Genomic DNA, 19097 nt, shown 5'->3' on the forward strand with positions numbered 1-19097 from the left:
CATAGCCGAGTATCATCGGCTGTCCATGTCGGGCCATTCCGCCTTTTAGCGGCTTTGTCGGCGCAATCGTCAAGACGATCATTGCCCATTTGCACCTTATTGTAGATAATGCATCTCAATATATAAAGCGCGTTATGCATCGTGCTGTTTTCCGCTCACCCCTTCGGACGATTGTTCGGCAAACCGCTCAAAAAGCCATAAGCGGCCCGCTTGCACGGCCCGTCATATTGTCCTACAAATCTGCCCAGAAAAATTTCAGGAGGGGCCGTGCCTGCCGTGCCATCAGACGTGACGCCCGCCTATATCGCGATCGATTGGGGTACGACCAACCGGCGCTGCTATGTCATCGCCGCCGACGGCACGATGCTGGACACCGTGCGCGACGACCGCGGCGTGCTGGCGATGAAGGCGGAGGACTATCCGGCTGAAATCGCCGCGATCCGCGCGCGTTTCGGCGAACTGCCGGTCATCGCGGCGGGCATGGTCGGCTCGACACGTGGCTGGCGCGAGGCGGCTTACGTCCCCGCCCCCGCCGATCTCGCCAGCTTGGCGCAGGCCGCGACCCGGATCGAGGAAGCGGACGTCACCATCGTCCCCGGCGTCTCGCTGCTGACCGAAACGCGGGCCGACGTCATGCGCGGCGAAGAGGTGCAGGTTCTGGGCGCCGTCGCGGCGGGCCTCGCTCCTGCCGACGCGCTGTTCGCGCAGCCCGGCACGCACAACAAATGGGTGCATGTCGCGGGGAGCCGGATCACCGACTTCGCCACCACCATGACCGGCGAGTTGTTCGCACTGGTCAAGGGGCATGGCATCCTCGCCGGCATGCTCGACGGTCCGGTCGCGGACGGCCCCGCCTTTCGCGACGGCCTGGCGCGCGGCAGCGGCGCCTGCGACCTGACCGCGGCGCTGTTCGGCGTGCGGGCCTCGGTGCTGCTCGGCCGGATCGCGGCGGAAGACGCGGCGGCCTATGCCAGCGGGCTCCTCATCGGCAGCGACACCGGCGCGGTGCCCGATATCGAGGGCGGCACCGTCCATCTGTTATCGAGCGGCCTGCTCGCCGACCTCTACACCATCGGGATCGAAGCGCGGGGCGGCACCGTCGTCGCGCTCGACAGCCATGCCGGTTTCCTTGCCGGACTTCACGCCATTCGGGAGCATTTGTCATGACCGACCCCGCCCAGAGTTTCGCCAAGGCGTTCGCCGCCTGCCCGCTGGTCGCCATCCTGCGCGGCCTGACGCCCGACGAGGCGATCCCGGTCGCCGACGCGCTGGTCGAGGCGGGCTTGACCCTGATCGAAGTGCCGCTCAACTCGCCCCAACCCTATGACAGCATCGCGGCGATCACGGCGCATGTCGGTGACAAGGCGATCGTCGGCGCAGGGACCGTGCTGACCACCGACCAGGTCGACCAGGTCAAGGCGGCGGGCGGAACCCTGATCGTCTCGCCCAACACCGATGTCGAGGTGATCGCGCATAGCGTCGCGCAAGGGCTGATCTCGCTGCCCGGCTATTTCACGCCGTCCGAGGCCTTTGCGGCCCTCAAAGCCGGTGCGCATGGCCTGAAGCTGTTCCCGGCCGAAGGCGCCTCGCCCACCTTCCTTAAGGCGCAGCGTGCCGTCCTGCCGCGCGATGTCGCGGTGCTGGCGGTCGGCGGCATCACCCCCGACAACATGGCCGAATGGCGCGCGCACGGCGCGGACGGGTTCGGCCTGGGCTCCAACCTTTATCGCGCGGACAAGCCGGCGGCGGATGTCGCCGTGTCGGCGCGCGCTTATATCGAAAAGGCACGCTGATACCGATGACCGACACGATCCGTCTCGCCCTGGTCGGCATGGGCAAGATCGCCCATGACCAGCATGTCCCCGCCATCGCCGGCAACCCGGCCTTCGAACTGGTCGCGACCGTCAGCCGCTCGCCCAACGGGGTCGAGGGCGTGCCGCATTTCCACGACATCGACGAACTCGCCAAGAGCGACATCACGGTCGATGCGGTGGCGCTGTGCACCCCGCCGCAGGTCCGCCACGCCATCGCCGCCGCCGCGCTGGCGAACAACTGGCACGTCTTCCTCGAAAAGCCGCCGGGCGCGACGCTGGCCGAAGTGGCGGTGCTGGAGGAACTGGCGGCCAAGGCCAACGTCACCCTCTTCGCGAGCTGGCACTCGCGCTACGCGCTGGGCGTCGAGCCTGCCCGCGAATGGCTGTCGAGCCGCAAGGTGACGTCGGCCGCGATCACCTGGCGCGAGGATGTCCGCCAATGGCATCCGGGTCAGGCCTGGATCTGGGAAGCGGGCGGCTTCGGCGTGTTCGACCCGGGCATCAACGCGCTGTCGATCGCGACGCATATCATGCCGCAGCCTTTCTTCATCGAGCGCGCGACGCTGGACTTCCCCGCCAATCGCGACGCGCCGATCGCCGCCGACGTCGCCTTCCGAACCACGGACGGCACGCCGGTTACGCTCGACCTCGACTGGCGGCAGGAAGGCCATCAGAGCTGGGACATCGTGGTCGAGACGACCGACGGCACGCTGAAGCTGGCCGAGGGCGGCGCGGTGCTGACCCTGCCCGACGGCTCGACCCCGCATCAGGAAGAGGGGCTGCACGGCGAATATCCGGGGCTGTACGCGCGCTTCACCGAACTGGTGCAGGGCGGCCGATCGGATGTGGACATCGCACCGCTGCGCCACGTCGCCGACGCCTTCATGCGCGGCAAGCGGCGTGAGGTGGAAGACTTCGTGGAGTGACCCGGGTTTAGGTCAGTCCCTTGCACTTCGACTTCGCTCAGTGCGAACGGCGGTGGTGGATTGATCCCAACCTCCGTTCAGCCTGAGCGAAGTCGAAGGCCACGTGAACGCTTTGCAAAAAATAAGGCCGGTTGTCCGCATGGACGACCGGCCTTTTCAGTTCAGGGGTTGGCGAGGTGCCGAAACACCCCGCCGGGGGAAGGTCAGAAGGTGATCGTCGTGCCGATCGCGAGCTGGCGACCCAGCGCGTCGTAACGCTGCGGCGCGGTGTTCGAGCGCGACAGGGCGACCTGGTACGAGTTCGGGATGATCGGCGGCGTCTTGTCGAACAGGTTGTTCGCGATGATCCGGAAAGCGAACTTGCGCGCGATGTTCCAGGTCAGCGCGAGGTCGAAGAAGCTCTGCGGCGCGATGCGGGCGAACGTGTTCTGGAACCGCTCCGGTGTGCCGCCGATATCGGCATTGCCCGAATTGTTCGCGGTGGTCAGCGAGCCGGTATAGCGCCAGTTGAACGAGGCGTTGAACGTCCGGTCCGGCGTCGTCCAGGTGGTGCGCAGCGTGTGCGCCCATTTCGGAACCAGCTGCCCGCACGAGATGCCGTTCGAGAAGTAACCGGCACAGTTATACTGGCTGCGCAGCGGCGAGTCCTGACCACCGGCCAGCGTCGACAGCGAGCCGTTGAAGCCCCAGTCCAGGCGGCCCGCGCCGTTCAGGTCCAGCGAATACTGGCCTTGGAAGTCCCAGCCATTGGCGAGCGTGCGGTAATAGTTGGTCGTACCCTGCCGCACGAAGCCGGTCGAGGGATTGCCCGCCGGTGCATTGCCGATCGAACCGGTCACCGGATCGCGCACGATGCCGTTGCAGAAGAACGGATCGCCGTTCGACGCCAGACAGCCCTGCAGATAATAATCCGCGCCGTTATAGCCCAGCGAGTTGACGATCCGCACCTGATAGCGGTCGACCGAGAAGACCAGACCCGGAATGAAGCTGGGCTTCACGACGAGGCCATAGGTCAGGGTATAGGCGGTTTCGGGATCGGCGGTGAAGCCGCCCGAACGCGTCGTGCACCCCTCGGTCGGGCAGAGCAGCGAGGCACTGCCATACAGATTGTCGGCCAGACCGGTCTTGCTGCACAGCTCGCGCGAGCCGAGCGGCGTGGTCGTCACGGTGCCATCGGGCAGCGTGCGCGATACGGGGGCGCAGAAATCGGCGAGGGTCGTGTTGCGGCCGAAATTGACCTGGGTCGCCTGGCGGATCTCGATCACCGTCGGCGCGCGCTGCGCCTTGTTGTACGAGGCGCGGAAGGTGATGTCGGCGACCGGCGCGTACAGACCCTCGATCTTCCAGGTCGAGAAGCTCTTGGGGTTGGAGCTGTACTTCGATACGCGGAAGCCGCCATTGGTCTGCAACAGATGGGCGAACGGCTTGTTCTGGATCAGCGGCGCCTGAAGCTCGATATTCGACTCCCAGACGTCCTGCGACAGCCGGGCATCCTGATCGCCGAACTGGTCGACAAAGCCCGCATCGGCGGTCGAGATCAGCCGGTCCTTGCGATATTCGGTGCCCAGCGACACGGCCAGGCCGTCCTCGGCCCAGGGGCTCTTGATGCCATAGGTGGTCAGGTCGCCGTTCACGACCGCGATCGCGTCGAACAGCTGGGTGATCGTCCGCCGCTGGCCGGTGGCGCCGCTGGAGAACAGATAGTTGGTCAGCGCATTGCTGCCCGACCCCGCCCGGAACGCGTCGAAGGGGACGCAGGACGGGTCGGTGCCGTTGACCACCGAGCGACAGGTCGGGGTGCCGTTGACGTTGACGACATCGAGCGCACGGTTGACCCGGTCGTTCTGCGACGTCGGGCCGAGATACCAGTCCTGCTGGTTGCGGGCATAGACGCCGCCCACATCATAGGACCAGGCCTCGCCGATCTTCCCCCGGACGCCGCCGGTCGCACGGAAGCCCATATTGACGAAGCGGTCCGCCTGGGCGGGCTGTCCGTCGAAGCGATAGCGCACGTCGAGCGGCACATAGCCGGTCGTGCCGGTGCAGCCCAACGCACCCGCCTGTCCTGCCGACAGGAAGGGGTTGTCGCAATTCACCTGATAGGGCGTGGTGCCCGCGACGGTGTAGGAATAGACCCGGCGCAGCGTCGGGTTCTCGGAGGTGTCGCGGAACCAGATGCCGTCGCCATAGATCTCCACCTCGGGCGCGATCTTCAGGTTGACGAAGCCGCCCGCCGTATAGCGCTCATTCGCACGCTGGAAGGACACGTCGTCATAAGGGTTGGCGGCATTGCCCGCCCCCGGGCCCCAGGGGACGAAGCTGCGCGTGCCGTCCGGGTTGTTCACATATTGCGCATTGGCGTTGGGGCCCGAGGTGGGCGAGACGAAGCCGCTGCGCGAATAGGTGGACAGCGGCGAGCAGGACAGCGTCGAGTCCTTGGTCAGCTGCGCGACCGGGCACGCGGCATAGGAGCGCGCGCCGTTCTGGACCAGGTCGGCCTGGCGATAGTTAAAGAAGCCCGACACGTTCAGCCGGTCGTCGAGCAGCTTCTTGCCCGCCGTCACCGTGATGTCGGAACGCCCGCCGTCATTGGTCAGCCCGCGCGGGCTGCCGAACCCGGCCGCGCTGGCGATCGGGGTGACGATGTTGCTGGTGTTGTTGTGATTGTAGAAATTATAGTTGCCGTCGAGGCGAAGCCCCTCGAAATCCTTGCGCAGGACGAAGTTGACGACGCCCGAGATCGCGTCCGAGCCATAGACCGACGAGGCGCCGCCCGACAGGACGTCGACACGCTCGAGCAGGCTGGCCGGGATGATGCCGGTGTCCTGGCCGTTCTGGGTACCCAGACGCTTGCCGTCGACCAATACCAGCGTCCGCTCGAAGCCCAGGCTGCGCAGCTTGATCCGCTGACGACCGTCCGAGTCCGCGTAGTTGGACTGGGCGTCGGGGGCGACCTGCGGCAGGCGGTTCAGCACCTCCTCGACGTTCAGCGGGGCCTGGGCCTGGATATCCTGGCGCGTGACCGAGGTGATCGGCGCGGCGGAGGCGAGATTGGGGCGGACGATGCGCGTGCCGGTGACGATGACCTCGCCGCCGCCCGACGCCTGCGGCGTACCGCTGATCGCGGCGGAGCGGGTCTGCGCGGCGTCGGCGCTGATCGAGGCGTCGGTGTTGTCGTCCTGGGTGGCGCCGTCCTGCGTGGCGGTCGATCCGACCTGCTGCGCGGCGGCGGGTGCGACGAGCATCAGGGAGGCGGCGGAAAGCGCCAACCACGATGCGGACTGCTGGATTCTCATGAGGTCTCCCCTTCATCCCGGCCGATAGGATGCCGGGTAGAGGGAAAGGACAATGTGTTTGGCCCATAGGGTCAATACCTAATGCATACCTATGCATCACCCATCGCTACATTCATGGGCCGGTGTCACCCGAAAGACACAAATTAAAACGATTTCAATGTCTTGGGTTAAGCTCAGGAAATGTTTCGACACAGTGTCGAGACACGTTTGCTGGGCCGAACCAACGTTCTCTATCATTGATTCGACCAAGTGGTTCCATATCGGTTGCCCTGCCCCTTGCGGCTTTCGCTTTCCCCCCGCAGTATCCGCCCCCGAGAACGGGGTCGAGACGACCCGTCGGGGATGGAGCATATCATGCAGGACGAACGGCGCGCTTTTCTGGGCGGCATCGCCTCGTTGGCTGGAATTGGGGCCGGGATCGGGGCGGGCCTCGTCGCGCCGGTACGCGCGCTGGCCAAGACGGCGGCGACGGCAGGCGCCGGGTCCGATGCCGTCATCGTGTCGACCTGGGACTTCGGCGCCCCCGCCAATGACGCCGCCTTCGCCAAGGGGCGCAGCGGCGGATCGCTGATCGATATGGTCGAGGCCGGCGTGATGGTGCCGGAGGCCGATCCGAACAATCATTCGGTTGGTTATAGCGGCTATCCCGATCGCGACGGGCATGTGACGCTCGACGCGGTCATCATGGACGATGCAGGCGGCGTCGGCGCGGTCGCCGCGCTGGAGGATACGGTTCACGCCATCTCGGTTGCGCGCGCGGTGATGGAGCATACCCCCCACACCTTCCTGGTCGGCGAAGGCGCGACGCGCTTCGCCCGCGACCGGGGTTTTCCGCGCGTCAACCTGCTGACCCCGGAAGCGGAAAAGGCGTGGCGCGACTGGCTGAAGACGCAGAATTACAAGCCCGTCGCCAATAGCGAGACCGGCACATACGGCGCGGGGCGGCCCGGCACGCCGGGCGGCGCGCTGGACCATGACACGATCGGGATGCTGGCGCGCGATGCCAGCGGGCGGATGGCGGGCGCCTGCACCACGTCCGGAATGGCGTTCAAGATGCGCGGGCGCGTCGGGGACTCGCCGCAGGTCGGCTCGGGCCTCTATGTCGAGCGCGGCGTGGGCGGTGCGACCTCCACCGGGCTGGGCGAGGAAGTCACCCGCACCGTCGGCACCGCGCGCGTCGTCGCCTCGATGCGCCACGGCATGAGCCCGCAGGCGGCATGCGAGGAAGCCGCCAGGCATATCGCCTCGCTGCGCGGCGACGCGATCAAGGGCGTGCAGGTCGGCTTCCTGGCGATGGATACGCGCGGGCGGATCGGGGCCTTCTGCCTGTTGCCGGGCTTCACCTATGCGGTGACGGATGCGGCCGGAAAGACGCGGGTCGAAAAGGCCCCGTCGCTATTCAAGGCCTGAACAATCCTCCCCGGCACGGGGAGGTGGCAGCGCAGAGCGCTGACGGAGGGGGGCTTCCGCAAGGGATAGTTTTTGCCGCACGCCCCCTCCACCACCGCTTCGCGGTGTAGGGACGATATTGTGCCCCCGGCACAATCTTGCCTTGCCGGGGGCAAGGCAAAGTCCCCACACCCCCTCCCCGTGCCGGGGAGGATCAGTTACCCCTCACCCCCATCGGCGATCAGCGCGTTCAGATCGCGCAGCGCCTTGACCAGTCCCAGCCCGCGCGGCCCCGCGATATAGCGCGGCGCCCATTCCGGCTGGAACTTCTCCTTATAGGCCCGCAGGCCCCGGAAGCCGTAGAAACGCTCGCCATGCCGGAACACCAAGGCCGCGATCTTCGCCCAGGTCGGCCCCAGCCGCCGTCCGTCCACACCCGATAGCGGCGCCAGACCCAGCGCGAAGCGGCCATAGCCTTGCCGCTGCCCCCACAGCATCAGCTCGACGAACAGATAGTCCATCACCCCGCCGGGCGCGTCCTCGACATGGCGCATCAGGTCGACCGACAGCTCGCGCCGATCCCCGGACTTCCAGATATTGGCAAAGGCGACGATCCGCCCCTCGACCCGCACCACCGCACAATCGGTCAGCGCCAGATAGGCCGGATCGAACCGCCCCAAGCTGAACCCCTTTTCGCCATGCCCCTTTTCCAGCAGCCAGTCGTCGGACACGGCCTTCAGTTCGGGAAGGATCGTTGCCACGTCGGCGGCAGGCAGGATCGCGAAGCTGGCGTTTTCGCGCGTGCGGAACCTGTTGAGCGTCTGGCGAAGACCACGCATCCGGCCGCCCTCCAGCGCGAAGGTCGAAAGATCGATCAGCGCCTCTTCGCCATATTTGATGATCTGCAACCCCATCTCGATCGCGATCTCGAGGCCTTCGGGGGTGATCTGATAGAGAAGCAGCCTGCCTTGCGCCGCATCCGCCATCGTCCGCAGCTGCCACAACAGATCGGCCCAGGCGGCACGCGGGCCGACGGGATCGCCCATCGCGATCCAGCTGGTGCCGCGCACCTGATACATCACAAAGGCATCGCCCTCGGGCGAGAACAGGAACCGCTTGTCGCCCAGCAGCGCCAGCGCGGCGTCGGTCCGCTCGGCCTGTTCGACCACGCCGAGCACCTGCTCCATCGCCGGATGGTCCGTCTCGCCCGGCGGGGCCGCCAGGAACAGCCGCCACAGCCCCGCCCCCGCCAGCATCACCGCCACGCCCAGCCCCGCACGCAGGAAACGCGACGCATCGTCCGACAGCGCGAACCGCCACCAGAGCGCTTCCTGATAATCGACATGCTTATAGGCGAAAAAGCCGATCCACCCGGTTCCGACGATCACCACCGCGACGCTCAAAAGCCAGGCGGGCGACAGCGGCCGTGCGACCAGAGAGGTGCGCCGGTAAAAGGCCTTGCGGCTCATCTGGAGGAGCAGCGCGATGCTCAGGCAGACCGCCGCTTCCTCATAATCGATACCCTTGGCCAGCGAGAAGACCGCCCCCGCGACCAGCAGCGCGCGCGCCGCCAGGCTCGCCCCGTCGAGCCGCCGGTAGAGCCCAGGCGCCAGCAGCAACAGGCCGGTGCCGACCAGGCTGGCGGCGAAGTGCGACGCCTCGATAAAGGGCAGCGGCATGATATGGACGAGCTGGTGCACGCGCTGCGGAATGGCGGGCAGCGATCCCGACAGCAGCAGGATCGCCCCGCCGCCGAAACAGGCCGCGCTCAGCACGGTCGGCGCGATGCCCAGCAGCACCCGGCGAAGATCGCGCAGCGCCCGGATCGGCCGCCGCCGCACCTCGTCCCAGGCCAGCAGCGCGATACCCAGCGCCAGCGGGGCGAGGTAGTAAAGGACGCGATAAGCGATCAGCGCGGCGAACAGCGCGGTCCGGTCGACCGGCACCGTCGCCAGCACCACCGCCTCGAACACGCCGATGCCGCCCGGCACATGGCTGACCAGCGCGACGATGATCGCCAGCGCATAGGCGAGCAGGAAGGCGGGCAGCAGGTCGATCGACGCGCCCGGCAGCAGCACGAACAGCGCCGAGCTGGCACAGGCGAGGTCCAGCGAGGCGATCCCGATCTGCGCCACGGCTTGCGCAGGCGTGGGCAGCGGCACGCTCCACGCGCGCCAGCCGATCCGCTGCCCGGGCCGTAACGCGCACAGCAGGATCAGCCCCAGCGCCCCCGCCACCACCGCACCGCCCAGCCAGCGGACGATGCCCTGGCCCAGAACCAAAGTCTCGACGGTGATCGGCCCCTCATGGAACAACAGCCCCAGGCCGGTGACGGTGAACACCCCGAACCAGAAGGTCGCGCTGGCGATGGCGATCACCCGCGCAATGTCCGGCCCGTCCAGCCCGGCCGCGGCATAGACGCGGTAGCGCGCCGATCCGCCGGTCAGCAGTCCCAGCCCCAGATTGTGGCTGAGCGTATAGCTGGTGAAGGACGCCACCGCCGCCGTCCGCCAGCGCAAAGGCCGCCCGATGACGCGCAGCGCGATCACGTCGTAGAAGGTCAGTGCGATATAGCTGGCGACGGTGAAGCCGACCGACACCATGATCTGGCGCGGGTCGATCGCGTAGAAAGCGGCGCGGACGTCACTGAGGCGAACCGTCCGGGTCAGGTGATGCAGCGCCGATAGGCCAAGCGCGACGAGCAGCAGGACCGCACCCGCCGCCAGATAACCCCGCCGCGCCTTGGCATAGGCGAGGACCCGGTCGACCATCGACGCCAGCTTGGAATGCGTCGTCACCGGGCCGCCCATCTCGCGATCGTCATGATCCGACCGCCTGTCATATCCGCCCCACTCGCGTCCATCTCACTTGCTTTTCGGCCCTCAGATACCCCGGCCGGACAGCGGCATAGAAGCGTTGCCGCCCCCGCCGCCTTACGGGGCCATGACAAGTTCGTCATCCACTCATCCCGCCCTTCATTACAGAAGCGTCATGCTTCGCCCACCCTTCCCTCAGGTGGTGTGGGGTAGGACGGTGACGTGAACGCATCGCCTTTCTCCGTCGCGAAAACAGGGCTGGCCCTCCCCGTGCCGGGGCGGCACGTGCGCGATCGGGGGCCGCGATGAAAAGCCTGCGGATCGTCGGCTGGAGCGCCGGGATGGCGGCGCTGATCGGCGGAGCGGCCTTTGCGCTGCTGGTCGGGCATATGCCGCTTCATGCCGGGCCGCACCGTCCCTCGACGCTGTACGGCGCGACCTTCGCACCCGTCGCGGAGGGGCGACCCGGCCTGGTCGTCACCAGCCTGCGCAGCGATGTCGACGATGATGCCGCCGCTTTGGTCAAGCCGCCGCTGCATGTCGGCGACATGGTCCTGTCGGTCGACGGCCATCCAGCCACGTCCTTCGCCATGTTGCGCGACGAGGCCGCGCTGGCCAGCGACACGCCCATGCGCCTTCAGGTCGCGCGCGACCATGGCCTCCTCACGATCACGCTGCTAAGGAGCGGCTCGGGAGGACAGCGTGGCCAACAGGATTTTGCTGATCGAAGATGACCGCTCGACGGCGGATTACATCGCCAACGGCTTGCGGGAAGAAGGTTTTCTGATCGACCATGCGGCCAATGGCCGCGACGGCCTGTTCCATGCGACCGATGGCACCTATGACTGCATCATTCTCGACCGGATGCTGCCCGGCATGGACGGCATGTCGGTGCTGGCCGCGATCCGCGCGGCGGGGATCGAATCGCCGGTCCTGATCCTGTCGGCCCTGTCCTCGCCCGAGGACCGGGTGGCGGGCCTGACCTCCGGCTCGGACGACTACCTCACCAAGCCCTTCGTATTCGCCGAATTGCTGGCGCGCGTCCGCCTGCTGATCCGGCGCGGCGGGACCACCGGCAATGCGCCCCAGACCAAACTGGTGTGCGACGACCTGGAGATGGACCTGCTTGCCCATCGTGTCCGTCGCGCGGGCAAGCCGATCGACCTGCAACCGCGCGAGTACCGGCTGCTCGAATATCTGCTCCAGCATGTCGACCAGGTCGTGACCCGCACCATGCTGTTGGAGGGGGTTTGGGATTTCCATTTCGACCCCAACACCAACGTCACCGACGTGCATATCAGCCGCTTGCGCAAGAAGATCGACGAAGGTTTCGCCCGCCCGCTCCTCCACACGGTGCGCGGTTCGGGCTATAAGCTGGGGGTCGAGAAATAGCACCGGCGGTCCTCCGCTCGACCACGCTGCGGTTCGCGCTGCTGGTCTTCGCGCTGCAGCTGATCGGCGCGGGCGCGATGGTGGTCATGGTTCGCCACCTGACCCGCAGCGAGATCACGGCGCAGGCCGAGGATGCCGCCAGCGACCTGCGCGACGAACTGGCGGGCATGTGGCTGTCGGGCGGGCAAAAGGCCGTGCGCGCGGCGGTCGACCGGCGGCTGACCACCGACCGGCTGCCCTTGTCGGTCATCCTGCTGACCGATGCGCAGGGGCGCTTCGTGGCGGGCAACATCGCCGAATGGCCGCCCAACGTCCCCGCGCCGGGCGCCGCGACGATCGAAATCTTCCGCATCGGCCATTCGCTGCCCGAACGGATGCGGGTGATGGCGACCCGCCTGCCCGATGGCTCGCGGATGCTGGCCGGCCATGTCGTCGAGAGCGAGTTGCGCGTCGCGCTGGCGATGGAAGAGGCGATGGCGGTCGGCATGGCGGCGGCGATCGTGCTGGCCGCGCTCGCCGCCTGGATCGCCGCGCGGATGATCGAGCGGCGGCTGGAGGATACGGTCGCCACCGCCCATGCGGTCGCCGCCGGGGACCTGTCGCGTCGTGTCGCGCCCAATGGCGGCGACGATGCCTTCGACGCGCTGGCGCTGGCGGTGAATGCCATGCTCGACCGGATCGCGCTGCTGATGACCGAACTGAAGGTCGCGACCGACGGGCTGGCGCATGACCTGCGCTCGCCGCTGACCCGGTTGCGCGCGACGCTGGACCGCGCGCTGGCCGAGAGCCGGGACGAGAATGCACGCGTGGCGGTCGGCCGTGCGCTGGAGGAAGGCGACCGGCTGCTCGCCATGCTTGATACCGCACTGCGCATCAGCCGGGCCGAGGCCGGGCTGGGCCGCGACGCCTTTGTCGAGGCCGATCTGGGCGCCATGATCCGCGACGTGGCCGACATGTTCGAGCCGCTGGCCGAGGATCGCGGCATGACCATCCGCGCCGAGGGGCCGGAAACGCTGGTGGCGCGCGTGCACCGCGAACTGCTGGGTCAGGCGATCGCCAATCTGATTGACAATGCGCTGAAATATGGCGCGGGCGAAGTCGTCGTCCGGGTCGAGCCGGGGCCGGTGCTGATCGTCGCCGATGACGGTCCCGGTATTCCCGAAGACCGCCGGGACGAGGCGTTGAAGCGGTTCGGGCGGCTGGACGCGGCGCGGACCGAAAGCGGCGCGGGCCTCGGTCTGTCGCTGGCCAGTGCGGTGGCGCATCTGCATGGCGGCACGGTCACGCTGGAGGATAACGCGCCGGGATTGCGGGTGCGGTTGACGCTGGGCTGACTCCATCCTCCCCAAGCTCGCTTGGGGAAAATCGAGGGGTTACGCCCCCACATTCCCCGTCCGCTCCAGCTTGCCCCAGCCGACGATCCATCCGCCGATCGCCGAGGCGATGGCGCGGATCACGACCCAGTACATGATCTGGCGATAGACCAGCCGCTGCGCGACCAGCAGATGCGCGGGGTAGCGCACCCGGTTGCCGTCCAGGCGATAGGCCAGCCAGCCGCACAGCACGTCGATCGCGGTGAACGCCGTCCAATAGGCCGCCATCTGGAACACGTCGGTCTGCGTCTGCGCCCAGCCATGCTGGCCGACGCGCACCGCTGTTCCGATGACCGACAGGACCAGCGCCAGGTCGATCAGCGGCGAGATGGCGGCAAACAGGATCTGGAACAGCCACGCCTGCGGCAGGCCGATCCGCGCCAGACCGGCGGGCTTGCCGGTGCGCAACACACTGCGGTGCTTCCACAGGCATTGCAGCGTGCCGAACGCCCAGCGGTAACGCTGCTTGGCGAGCGCACGGAAGCTCTCGGGCGCTTCGGTCCAGGCGACGGCGCGCGGATCATAGGTCACGCGCCACCCGGCCCGCTGGATCGCGATCGTCAGGTCCTGATCCTCGGCCAACGTATCCTCCGGATAGCCGCCCACCGCATCCAGTGCGGCGCGACGCCACGCCCCGACCGCGCCCGGCACCACCGTCATCGCATCGAACCCGGCCAGCGCGCGGCGCTCCAGATTCTGCGCGGTGATATATTCGACCGCCTGCCAGCGGGTGACCAGATTGACCCGGTTGCCCACCCGCGCATCGCCCGCGACCGCGCCCAGCTTGGGGTCGGCAAACCAGCGCGCCAGCTTGGCGATCGTCTCCGGCTCGAACTGGGTATCGGCGTCGAGCGCGATCAGCACCTCGCCGGTCGCATCCAGCAGCGCCCGATTCAGCGCCGCCGCCTTGCCGCCATTGACCAGGGTCAGCAGGCGGACGCGCGGTTCGTTCGCGAACGCCTCGCGCACCACGGCGCTCGTCCCGTCCTTCGACCCGTCATCCGCGACGATGACCTGAAGGCCCGGATAGTCGCTGGCCAGCACCCGCTCGACCGACCGGACGATCACCCGCTCCTCGTTATAGGCGGGGATGATGACCGAGACGCTGGGCGTGAAGACGGGCGGCACCGGCTTGGACTTGCGCCCCTGGAACCAGGCCAGCCCCGCCATCACGACCGCGCGCGCGATGCCGAGCGCAATGGCGAGATAGAACAGCCAGGCGAGCGAGGCCGACAGGAAGGCCAGCACCACGAAGATCGCGACGTCGGTGCGCACCGCCAGCAGGTCATGCCCCTCGACCACCGGCATCGCCTGGTCGCGGCTGACCCCGACCAGCTGCGAAGCGGGAACGAAGCGATAGCCTTCGGCGCGCAGCGTATCGATGATGCGGGGCAGCGCCTCGACCGTCTGTTCGCGGTCGCCGCCGCCATCGTGCAGCAGGACGACATTGGCCGAATTGTCGGGCGTCGCCCCATGCACCTGATCGATCGTCTGCTGGACGATCGCGTCGGTGCCGGGCCGCTGCCAGTCGTTCGGATCGACGTGCAGGCCGACGACCGTATAGCCCAGATTCTGCGCGATCAGGGCGGGATCGATCTCGTCCGCCGTCGTCGGCTCGGCATCGCCGAAATAGGGTGCGCGGAACAACGTCGTCGAACGGCCGGTATAGGCCTGAATCAGCCGCTTGGTGGCGTTCAGCTCCAGCTTGATCGTCCGCGCACCTGTCGTCGCCATGTTGGGATGGGTATAGCTGTGATTGCCCAGTTCGCTGCCGCCCGCAACGATCCGGCGGAGGAGCTGCGGGTGTTGCAGCGCATTCTCGCCGATCACGAAGAAGGTGGCGGGCACATGCTCGCGCTCCAGCACGTCCAGGATCTTGGGCGTCCATTCCGGATCGGGCCCGTCGTCGAAGGTCAGCGCGATCGTCTTCGGGACCGCGCCCGCCCTCTGCACGACATAGGGCGTCGGATAGGTGCGATAGACCTCGTTCCGGATCACCCCGTCCTTGTCATATTTCAGTCCGCGCTCGCCCTGGGTCGGCTGGGCGGTGATGCGCAGGATTTCGCCCGCCCCCTCGACGTCGACGTTCAGCGGCGAGGCGACGGCGCCCAGCCGGGGAATGATCCCCCGCGCGGTGCTGCGGAATGCGGCGAAGTCCGCCCACAGACCGGGGTCCTCGCTGCCCAGCTGCCAGAAGGCGACGTCATCGATGCCCAGCCGCTTCAGCGCCTGGAGCTGGTTCCAGCTGGTCGCGGCGTCGAGCATCCAGACGGTGTGATGCTCGCCATTCTCGTCATAGGCGAAACCGGCATTACCGCTCGCCTGGTCGAACGTCACCTTCGCCTGGCTGTCATGCGCAATCAGCCAGGCCTCTTCGATCGACCGCGCCTCGGCGGGACCCTTGGCGGGCCAGTCATAGCCATAGCTGCCCAGCGCCACGATCAGCTTGTCGCGACCGACCTCGCGCAGCGCCTTTTCCGAGGCCTGGAGGAACCAGGGCTGCGCCGCGATCGGGCCGGGGGTGCCGGTCTGCCAATGCTGGTCATAGGCCATCAGGATGATGCGATCGACGACCTTGGCCAGACGCTGCAACTGCCACGCCTCGTCCTCGGCGGGGACGGTGACGGCCAGCACGGTACCCTTGGGCAGGTGCGCCTTGATCCGCTGGAGCAGCCGGGGATAGCCCGCCATGGCGTTGGCGGGAAGATTCTCGAAATCGACGACCAGGCCTGACTGGCGGTTGGTCGCGATCGACTGGCCGAGCTGGGTCGCCAGCTTTTCGGACGCCGCCGGGCTGGCGATGATCCGCGCGATGGTCTGGCCGTCCCACTCGTCGTCGGACAGGTTCTGCACCATCGGCAACAGGCGCGGCGGCTTGGCGGCGCGCGAAAGCAGGCTGGCGAGCTTGGCGTCGTTGTCGATCGTCAACTGCCCCTTGGGACCCGACACGTTCATCAGGCCGGGGACAAGCCAGTCGATCTGCCCCATATGCGCATGAAGCGACGCCAGCGCGGAGTCGTTGCCCGGGGTATAGAAGGCGATGGTCAGCGGCGTGTGGTTCTGCGCCACCGACTTGCGGGGCAGCCACTCGCCGCGCCGCCCCTTCAGCTGCGCGGTCGGCTCCAGCGTCATCGCCTGCCGCCGCGCGAAGGGCAGAGGCAGCACGCCCGAATTGGGTACCGCGACCAGTGTCGTGGCAAAGGCGATGGCGGCGACGATCACCGCCAGGATCGTCACCGCGACGGCGCGCCGTGCCCAGGTGCCCCGACGGCCCGTCGGGTCAAAGAAGATCGGGTTGCTCAACGGTGTCGATCCTTGGTCCAATACGCGAATGCTGTGGCGGCCCCTTACCTCCGACCGCTTAAGCTCGCGTTTCCATCAGCCAGCCGATGGCAGATCACTGACATAGAGCGCGTGATCGCAACATTACAGATTTTTCATGAGGCCCCCGCTTCTCCTTCATCCCATCCGTGACAAGGATTGCCGACGGACATTAGGACACGTCATGGTCGAACTTCTCGCCCGCCTGCGCTCCAGATGGCGCCTTATGCTTGGTGGTGCGCTGGTGCTGCTTGCTGTAATCGCCGCTATCCTTCTCTATTCTGGTAGTTATTTCGACAAGGATCCGTTCACTCGCTTTCCGGCGCAGGGCAGGGTCCAGCCGATCCTGGTGCTGTCGCTGTCGGGCGACATGGGCCTGCGCTACGGTATGGGCGGGGTGATCGCGCGCGCGCTGAGCGCCGACGGGATCGAGGTGATGGGCGTCAACTCGCCGGTGCTGTTCCGCAAGCGCCGCACCGCCGCGCAGGTGGATGAAGTGATCGCCGACCTCGTCCGCCGGGCCGAGGCCGAGAGGGGGAAGCGGAAGCTGGTGCTGCTCGGCCAATCCTATGGCTCGGACATGCTCCAGACGGGGCTGGCGCATCTACCCGCCGATCTGCGCAGGCCGATCTCGGCGGTCGTGCTGGTGGTGCCGGGCGAGACGGCCTTTTTCCGCTCCGACCCTTCCGGCCTCGCCTATATGGGCAAGCCCGACAGCCTGGGGATCACGACCGCGCGGCAGATCGACTGGGTGCCGATGACCTGCATCTATGGCGTGCGCGAGCCCGACAGCCTGTGTCCGATGCTGAAACAGCCCAATGTCCACGTCGTGGCGCTGCCCGGCGACCATTACCTCAACCATGACGACGCCAATCTGGTCGCCCATGTCGAGGCGGCGGTGCGTCGGGCGCCCTCCCCCGCCAACTAGATCGGGCTGACATTCAGGCCGCACCCTCTACATTCCTCCCCTGCAAGGGGAGGAATGGTAGGAATGTCGATTGGGCCTGGCCGAGGAGGGATAGGCAGGAGTCAGGCGGTGATCGCCTCGATCGGCGTATCCGCCCCCTTGCGCGTCCGCCACACGGCGGCGCAGCCCAGCGCATAGGGCTTGGCCAGCACCGTCGACACCGTCATGTAGCGCGCCGTGGCGGTGTCGCGGGTCAGCGTCAGGTACAGATATCCCTTGTCGTCCTGGTCGCAGAAGCGGACGACCTTCGGATTGGCCGCCGCGATCTCGCGCCCGATACCGGGCATCATGTCGCCCCAGGAAGGGCTGGTGACGGACGTACCCGCGAACTCGGCCGCGACCAGCTTGCCGCTGGCGTCATACAGGTCGTTGGCCCAGGCGGCATGGCTGTCGCCCGACACGACGACCGGCCGCGACCCCGCGCGCCGGAACGCGGCGTAAAGCCGCTCGCGCGCCGCCGGATACCCGTCCCAGCTGTCGAAATTCAGCGGCAGGCCCGCGCGATACGAGGCCTGCGCCTCGCCCAGCCGCTGGCGCTCGCCCTCCGACAGGCGTTCGGTCAGCTTCGCATAACCCTGCGGCCCCATCTGCTTTTCCAGATCGGGACCGTCGATCCGCGCCATCACCACCTGGTTGCCGATCACCTGCCACGGCGTCCCCGCCTGGACCGAGGCGGTCAGCGTCCGCTCGATCCAGCCGAGCTGCCCTGCGCCGAGCAGTTCACGCTCGGGCCGCGCGCGTTCGGCCATCATCGCGGCATATTCCTCGGGCTGGGGCGCTTCGCCCTTGGCCGCCGCCACCTGCTTCGACCGGGCAAGCAACCGCGTCTCCACCATCACCAGCGTCGCGAGGTCGCCGAAATCGAAGCTGCGGTTGATCGCTTCCCAAGGCTGGCCGGGCTTGGGATCGCGGATCGGCATCCATTCGAAATAGGCCTGCATCGCCGCCGCCTTGCGCTTGCCCCAATCGCCTTCGGTGGCGGGCTGGTGGTTCTCCGCGCCGCCGATCCAATCGTCATTGGCGACCTCGTGATCGTCCCAGACGCAGATGAACGCCGCGCGGGCATGTGCCGCCTGCATGTCGGGGTCGCGCTTCACTTGGGCATGGCGCTGGCGATAATCGGCGAGCGTCACGATTTCGTGCGCAGGCTCGGGCAGGCGGTTCAGTTCATGCCCGGTCTTCGTGCCATAACCGTCCGCGCCATATTCATAGATATAGTCGCCCAGATGGACCACCGCATCGAGCCGTTCGGTCTTCGCAATCGCGTCATAGGCGTTGAACAGACCGCCGGGATAAAGCTGGCACGACACCACCGCCAGCGCCAGTTCCTCGACCCGCCCGCGCGGCAGGGTACGGAAACGCCCCTCGGGCGAGCGCCGGCCGCCCGCCGTCTCGAACCAGTAGCGATAGTCGCGCCCCGGTTGCAGCCCCGCCACCTCGACCTTGGCGGTGAAGTCGCGGGCCGCGCGCGCCGTGACCCGGCCGGTATGCAGGCCCACTGCATCGGTGCCGCCCATCGGTGCGACATGCCAGGTCAGGGCGATATCGCCCCCCTGCCCTTCGCCGGGCGTCGCGCGGGTCCACAGGATGGCACCGACCGCCGAGGGATCGCCGCTGGCCACGCCGTGATCGAACCGCACCGCCGGAGCCGCCGCCTCCACCAAGGTCGTCGGCAGGGCGAGGCTGGCCCCGCTCCCCATCAGCGCCATCGCGCGGCGTCGGTTCATCATCGTCATCGTATCGGTCCTTTCGGGCCGGACGGCTAGGCGCCGTGCGCGACAGTCCGATGGCGGAGCCATGACG

The 19097-nt window shown here is 67.5% G+C and carries 12 protein-coding genes; 8 read left to right on the plus strand and 4 right to left on the minus strand.

The features are described 5' to 3' along the window. Positions 1–276: 276 nt before the first annotated feature. Genes ACQR50_RS11980 through ACQR50_RS11990 form a run of 3 tightly spaced genes read left to right on the plus strand, consistent with a single transcriptional unit; the run spans position 277 to position 2740 of the window. Positions 277–1167, plus strand: coding sequence for a 2-dehydro-3-deoxygalactonokinase (locus ACQR50_RS11980; protein WP_428970696.1), 891 nt, complete (start codon positions 277–279; stop codon positions 1165–1167). Next, positions 1164–1793, plus strand: coding sequence for a 2-dehydro-3-deoxy-6-phosphogalactonate aldolase (locus tag ACQR50_RS11985; RefSeq protein ID WP_428968491.1), 630 nt, complete (start codon positions 1164–1166; stop codon positions 1791–1793). Before ACQR50_RS11980 ends, ACQR50_RS11985 begins: the two co-directional genes overlap by 4 nt. Positions 1794–1798: 5 nt before the next feature. Next, positions 1799–2740 (plus strand): Gfo/Idh/MocA family protein, encoded by a 942-nt coding sequence (locus tag ACQR50_RS11990; protein ID WP_428968492.1) that lies wholly within the window; start codon positions 1799–1801, stop codon positions 2738–2740. 203 nt (positions 2741–2943) lie between these two features. Here the strand turns inward: ACQR50_RS11990 and ACQR50_RS11995 are convergent, their stop codons facing one another. Next, complete coding sequence (locus ACQR50_RS11995) at positions 2944–6036, minus strand: TonB-dependent receptor plug domain-containing protein (RefSeq protein WP_428968493.1); 3093 nt, start codon at positions 6034–6036, stop codon at positions 2944–2946. A 354-nt stretch (positions 6037–6390) separates the two neighbouring features. Between ACQR50_RS11995 and ACQR50_RS12000 the strand changes: the two genes are divergently transcribed. Continuing rightward, on the plus strand, positions 6391–7446 hold the full coding sequence (locus tag ACQR50_RS12000; protein ID WP_428968494.1) for a N(4)-(beta-N-acetylglucosaminyl)-L-asparaginase: 1056 nt from the start codon (positions 6391–6393) through the stop codon (positions 7444–7446). A gap of 197 nt (positions 7447–7643) precedes the next feature. Here ACQR50_RS12000 and mprF read toward each other — a convergent pair whose 3' ends face one another. Continuing rightward, the gene (gene mprF / locus ACQR50_RS12005; protein ID WP_428968495.1) at positions 7644–10223 is read right to left on the minus strand and encodes a bifunctional lysylphosphatidylglycerol flippase/synthetase MprF; all 2580 of its coding nucleotides are present in this window, start codon (positions 10221–10223) and stop codon (positions 7644–7646) included. Positions 10224–10546: 323 nt separating this feature from the next. On the opposite strand from mprF, the gene ACQR50_RS12010 reads away from it, so the two are divergent. The 3 genes from ACQR50_RS12010 to ACQR50_RS12020 all read left to right on the plus strand — a co-directional run bounded on the left by ACQR50_RS12010 (position 10547) and on the right by ACQR50_RS12020 (position 12967). Further along, on the plus strand, positions 10547–10975 hold the full coding sequence (locus ACQR50_RS12010) for a hypothetical protein (protein WP_056434084.1): 429 nt from the start codon (positions 10547–10549) through the stop codon (positions 10973–10975). After that, positions 10944–11633, plus strand: a complete 690-nt coding sequence (locus ACQR50_RS12015) for a response regulator transcription factor (RefSeq protein WP_056434085.1) — start codon at positions 10944–10946, stop codon at positions 11631–11633. Before ACQR50_RS12010 ends, ACQR50_RS12015 begins: the two co-directional genes overlap by 32 nt. 86 nt (positions 11634–11719) lie before the next feature. Further along, complete coding sequence (locus tag ACQR50_RS12020) at positions 11720–12967, plus strand: sensor histidine kinase (protein ID WP_428968496.1); 1248 nt, start codon at positions 11720–11722, stop codon at positions 12965–12967. 39 nt (positions 12968–13006) lie between these two features. Here the strand turns inward: ACQR50_RS12020 and ACQR50_RS12025 are convergent, their stop codons facing one another. Further along, complete coding sequence (locus ACQR50_RS12025; protein ID WP_428968497.1) at positions 13007–16309, minus strand: glycosyltransferase; 3303 nt, start codon at positions 16307–16309, stop codon at positions 13007–13009. Between the two features lie 202 nt (positions 16310–16511). Between ACQR50_RS12025 and ACQR50_RS12030 the strand changes: the two genes are divergently transcribed. Then, the gene (locus ACQR50_RS12030) at positions 16512–17255 is read left to right on the plus strand and encodes an AcvB/VirJ family lysyl-phosphatidylglycerol hydrolase (RefSeq protein WP_428968498.1); all 744 of its coding nucleotides are present in this window, start codon (positions 16512–16514) and stop codon (positions 17253–17255) included. A 101-nt stretch (positions 17256–17356) separates the two neighbouring features. On the opposite strand, the gene ACQR50_RS12035 is transcribed toward ACQR50_RS12030, so the two are convergent. Continuing rightward, the gene (locus ACQR50_RS12035) at positions 17357–19030 is read right to left on the minus strand and encodes an alkaline phosphatase D family protein (RefSeq protein ID WP_428968499.1); all 1674 of its coding nucleotides are present in this window, start codon (positions 19028–19030) and stop codon (positions 17357–17359) included. Positions 19031–19097 lie beyond the last annotated feature (67 nt).

This window comes from Sphingomonas sp. Xoc002 (assembly GCF_050408055.1).
Classification (GTDB): Bacteria; Pseudomonadota; Alphaproteobacteria; order Sphingomonadales; family Sphingomonadaceae; genus Sphingomonas; species Sphingomonas yabuuchiae.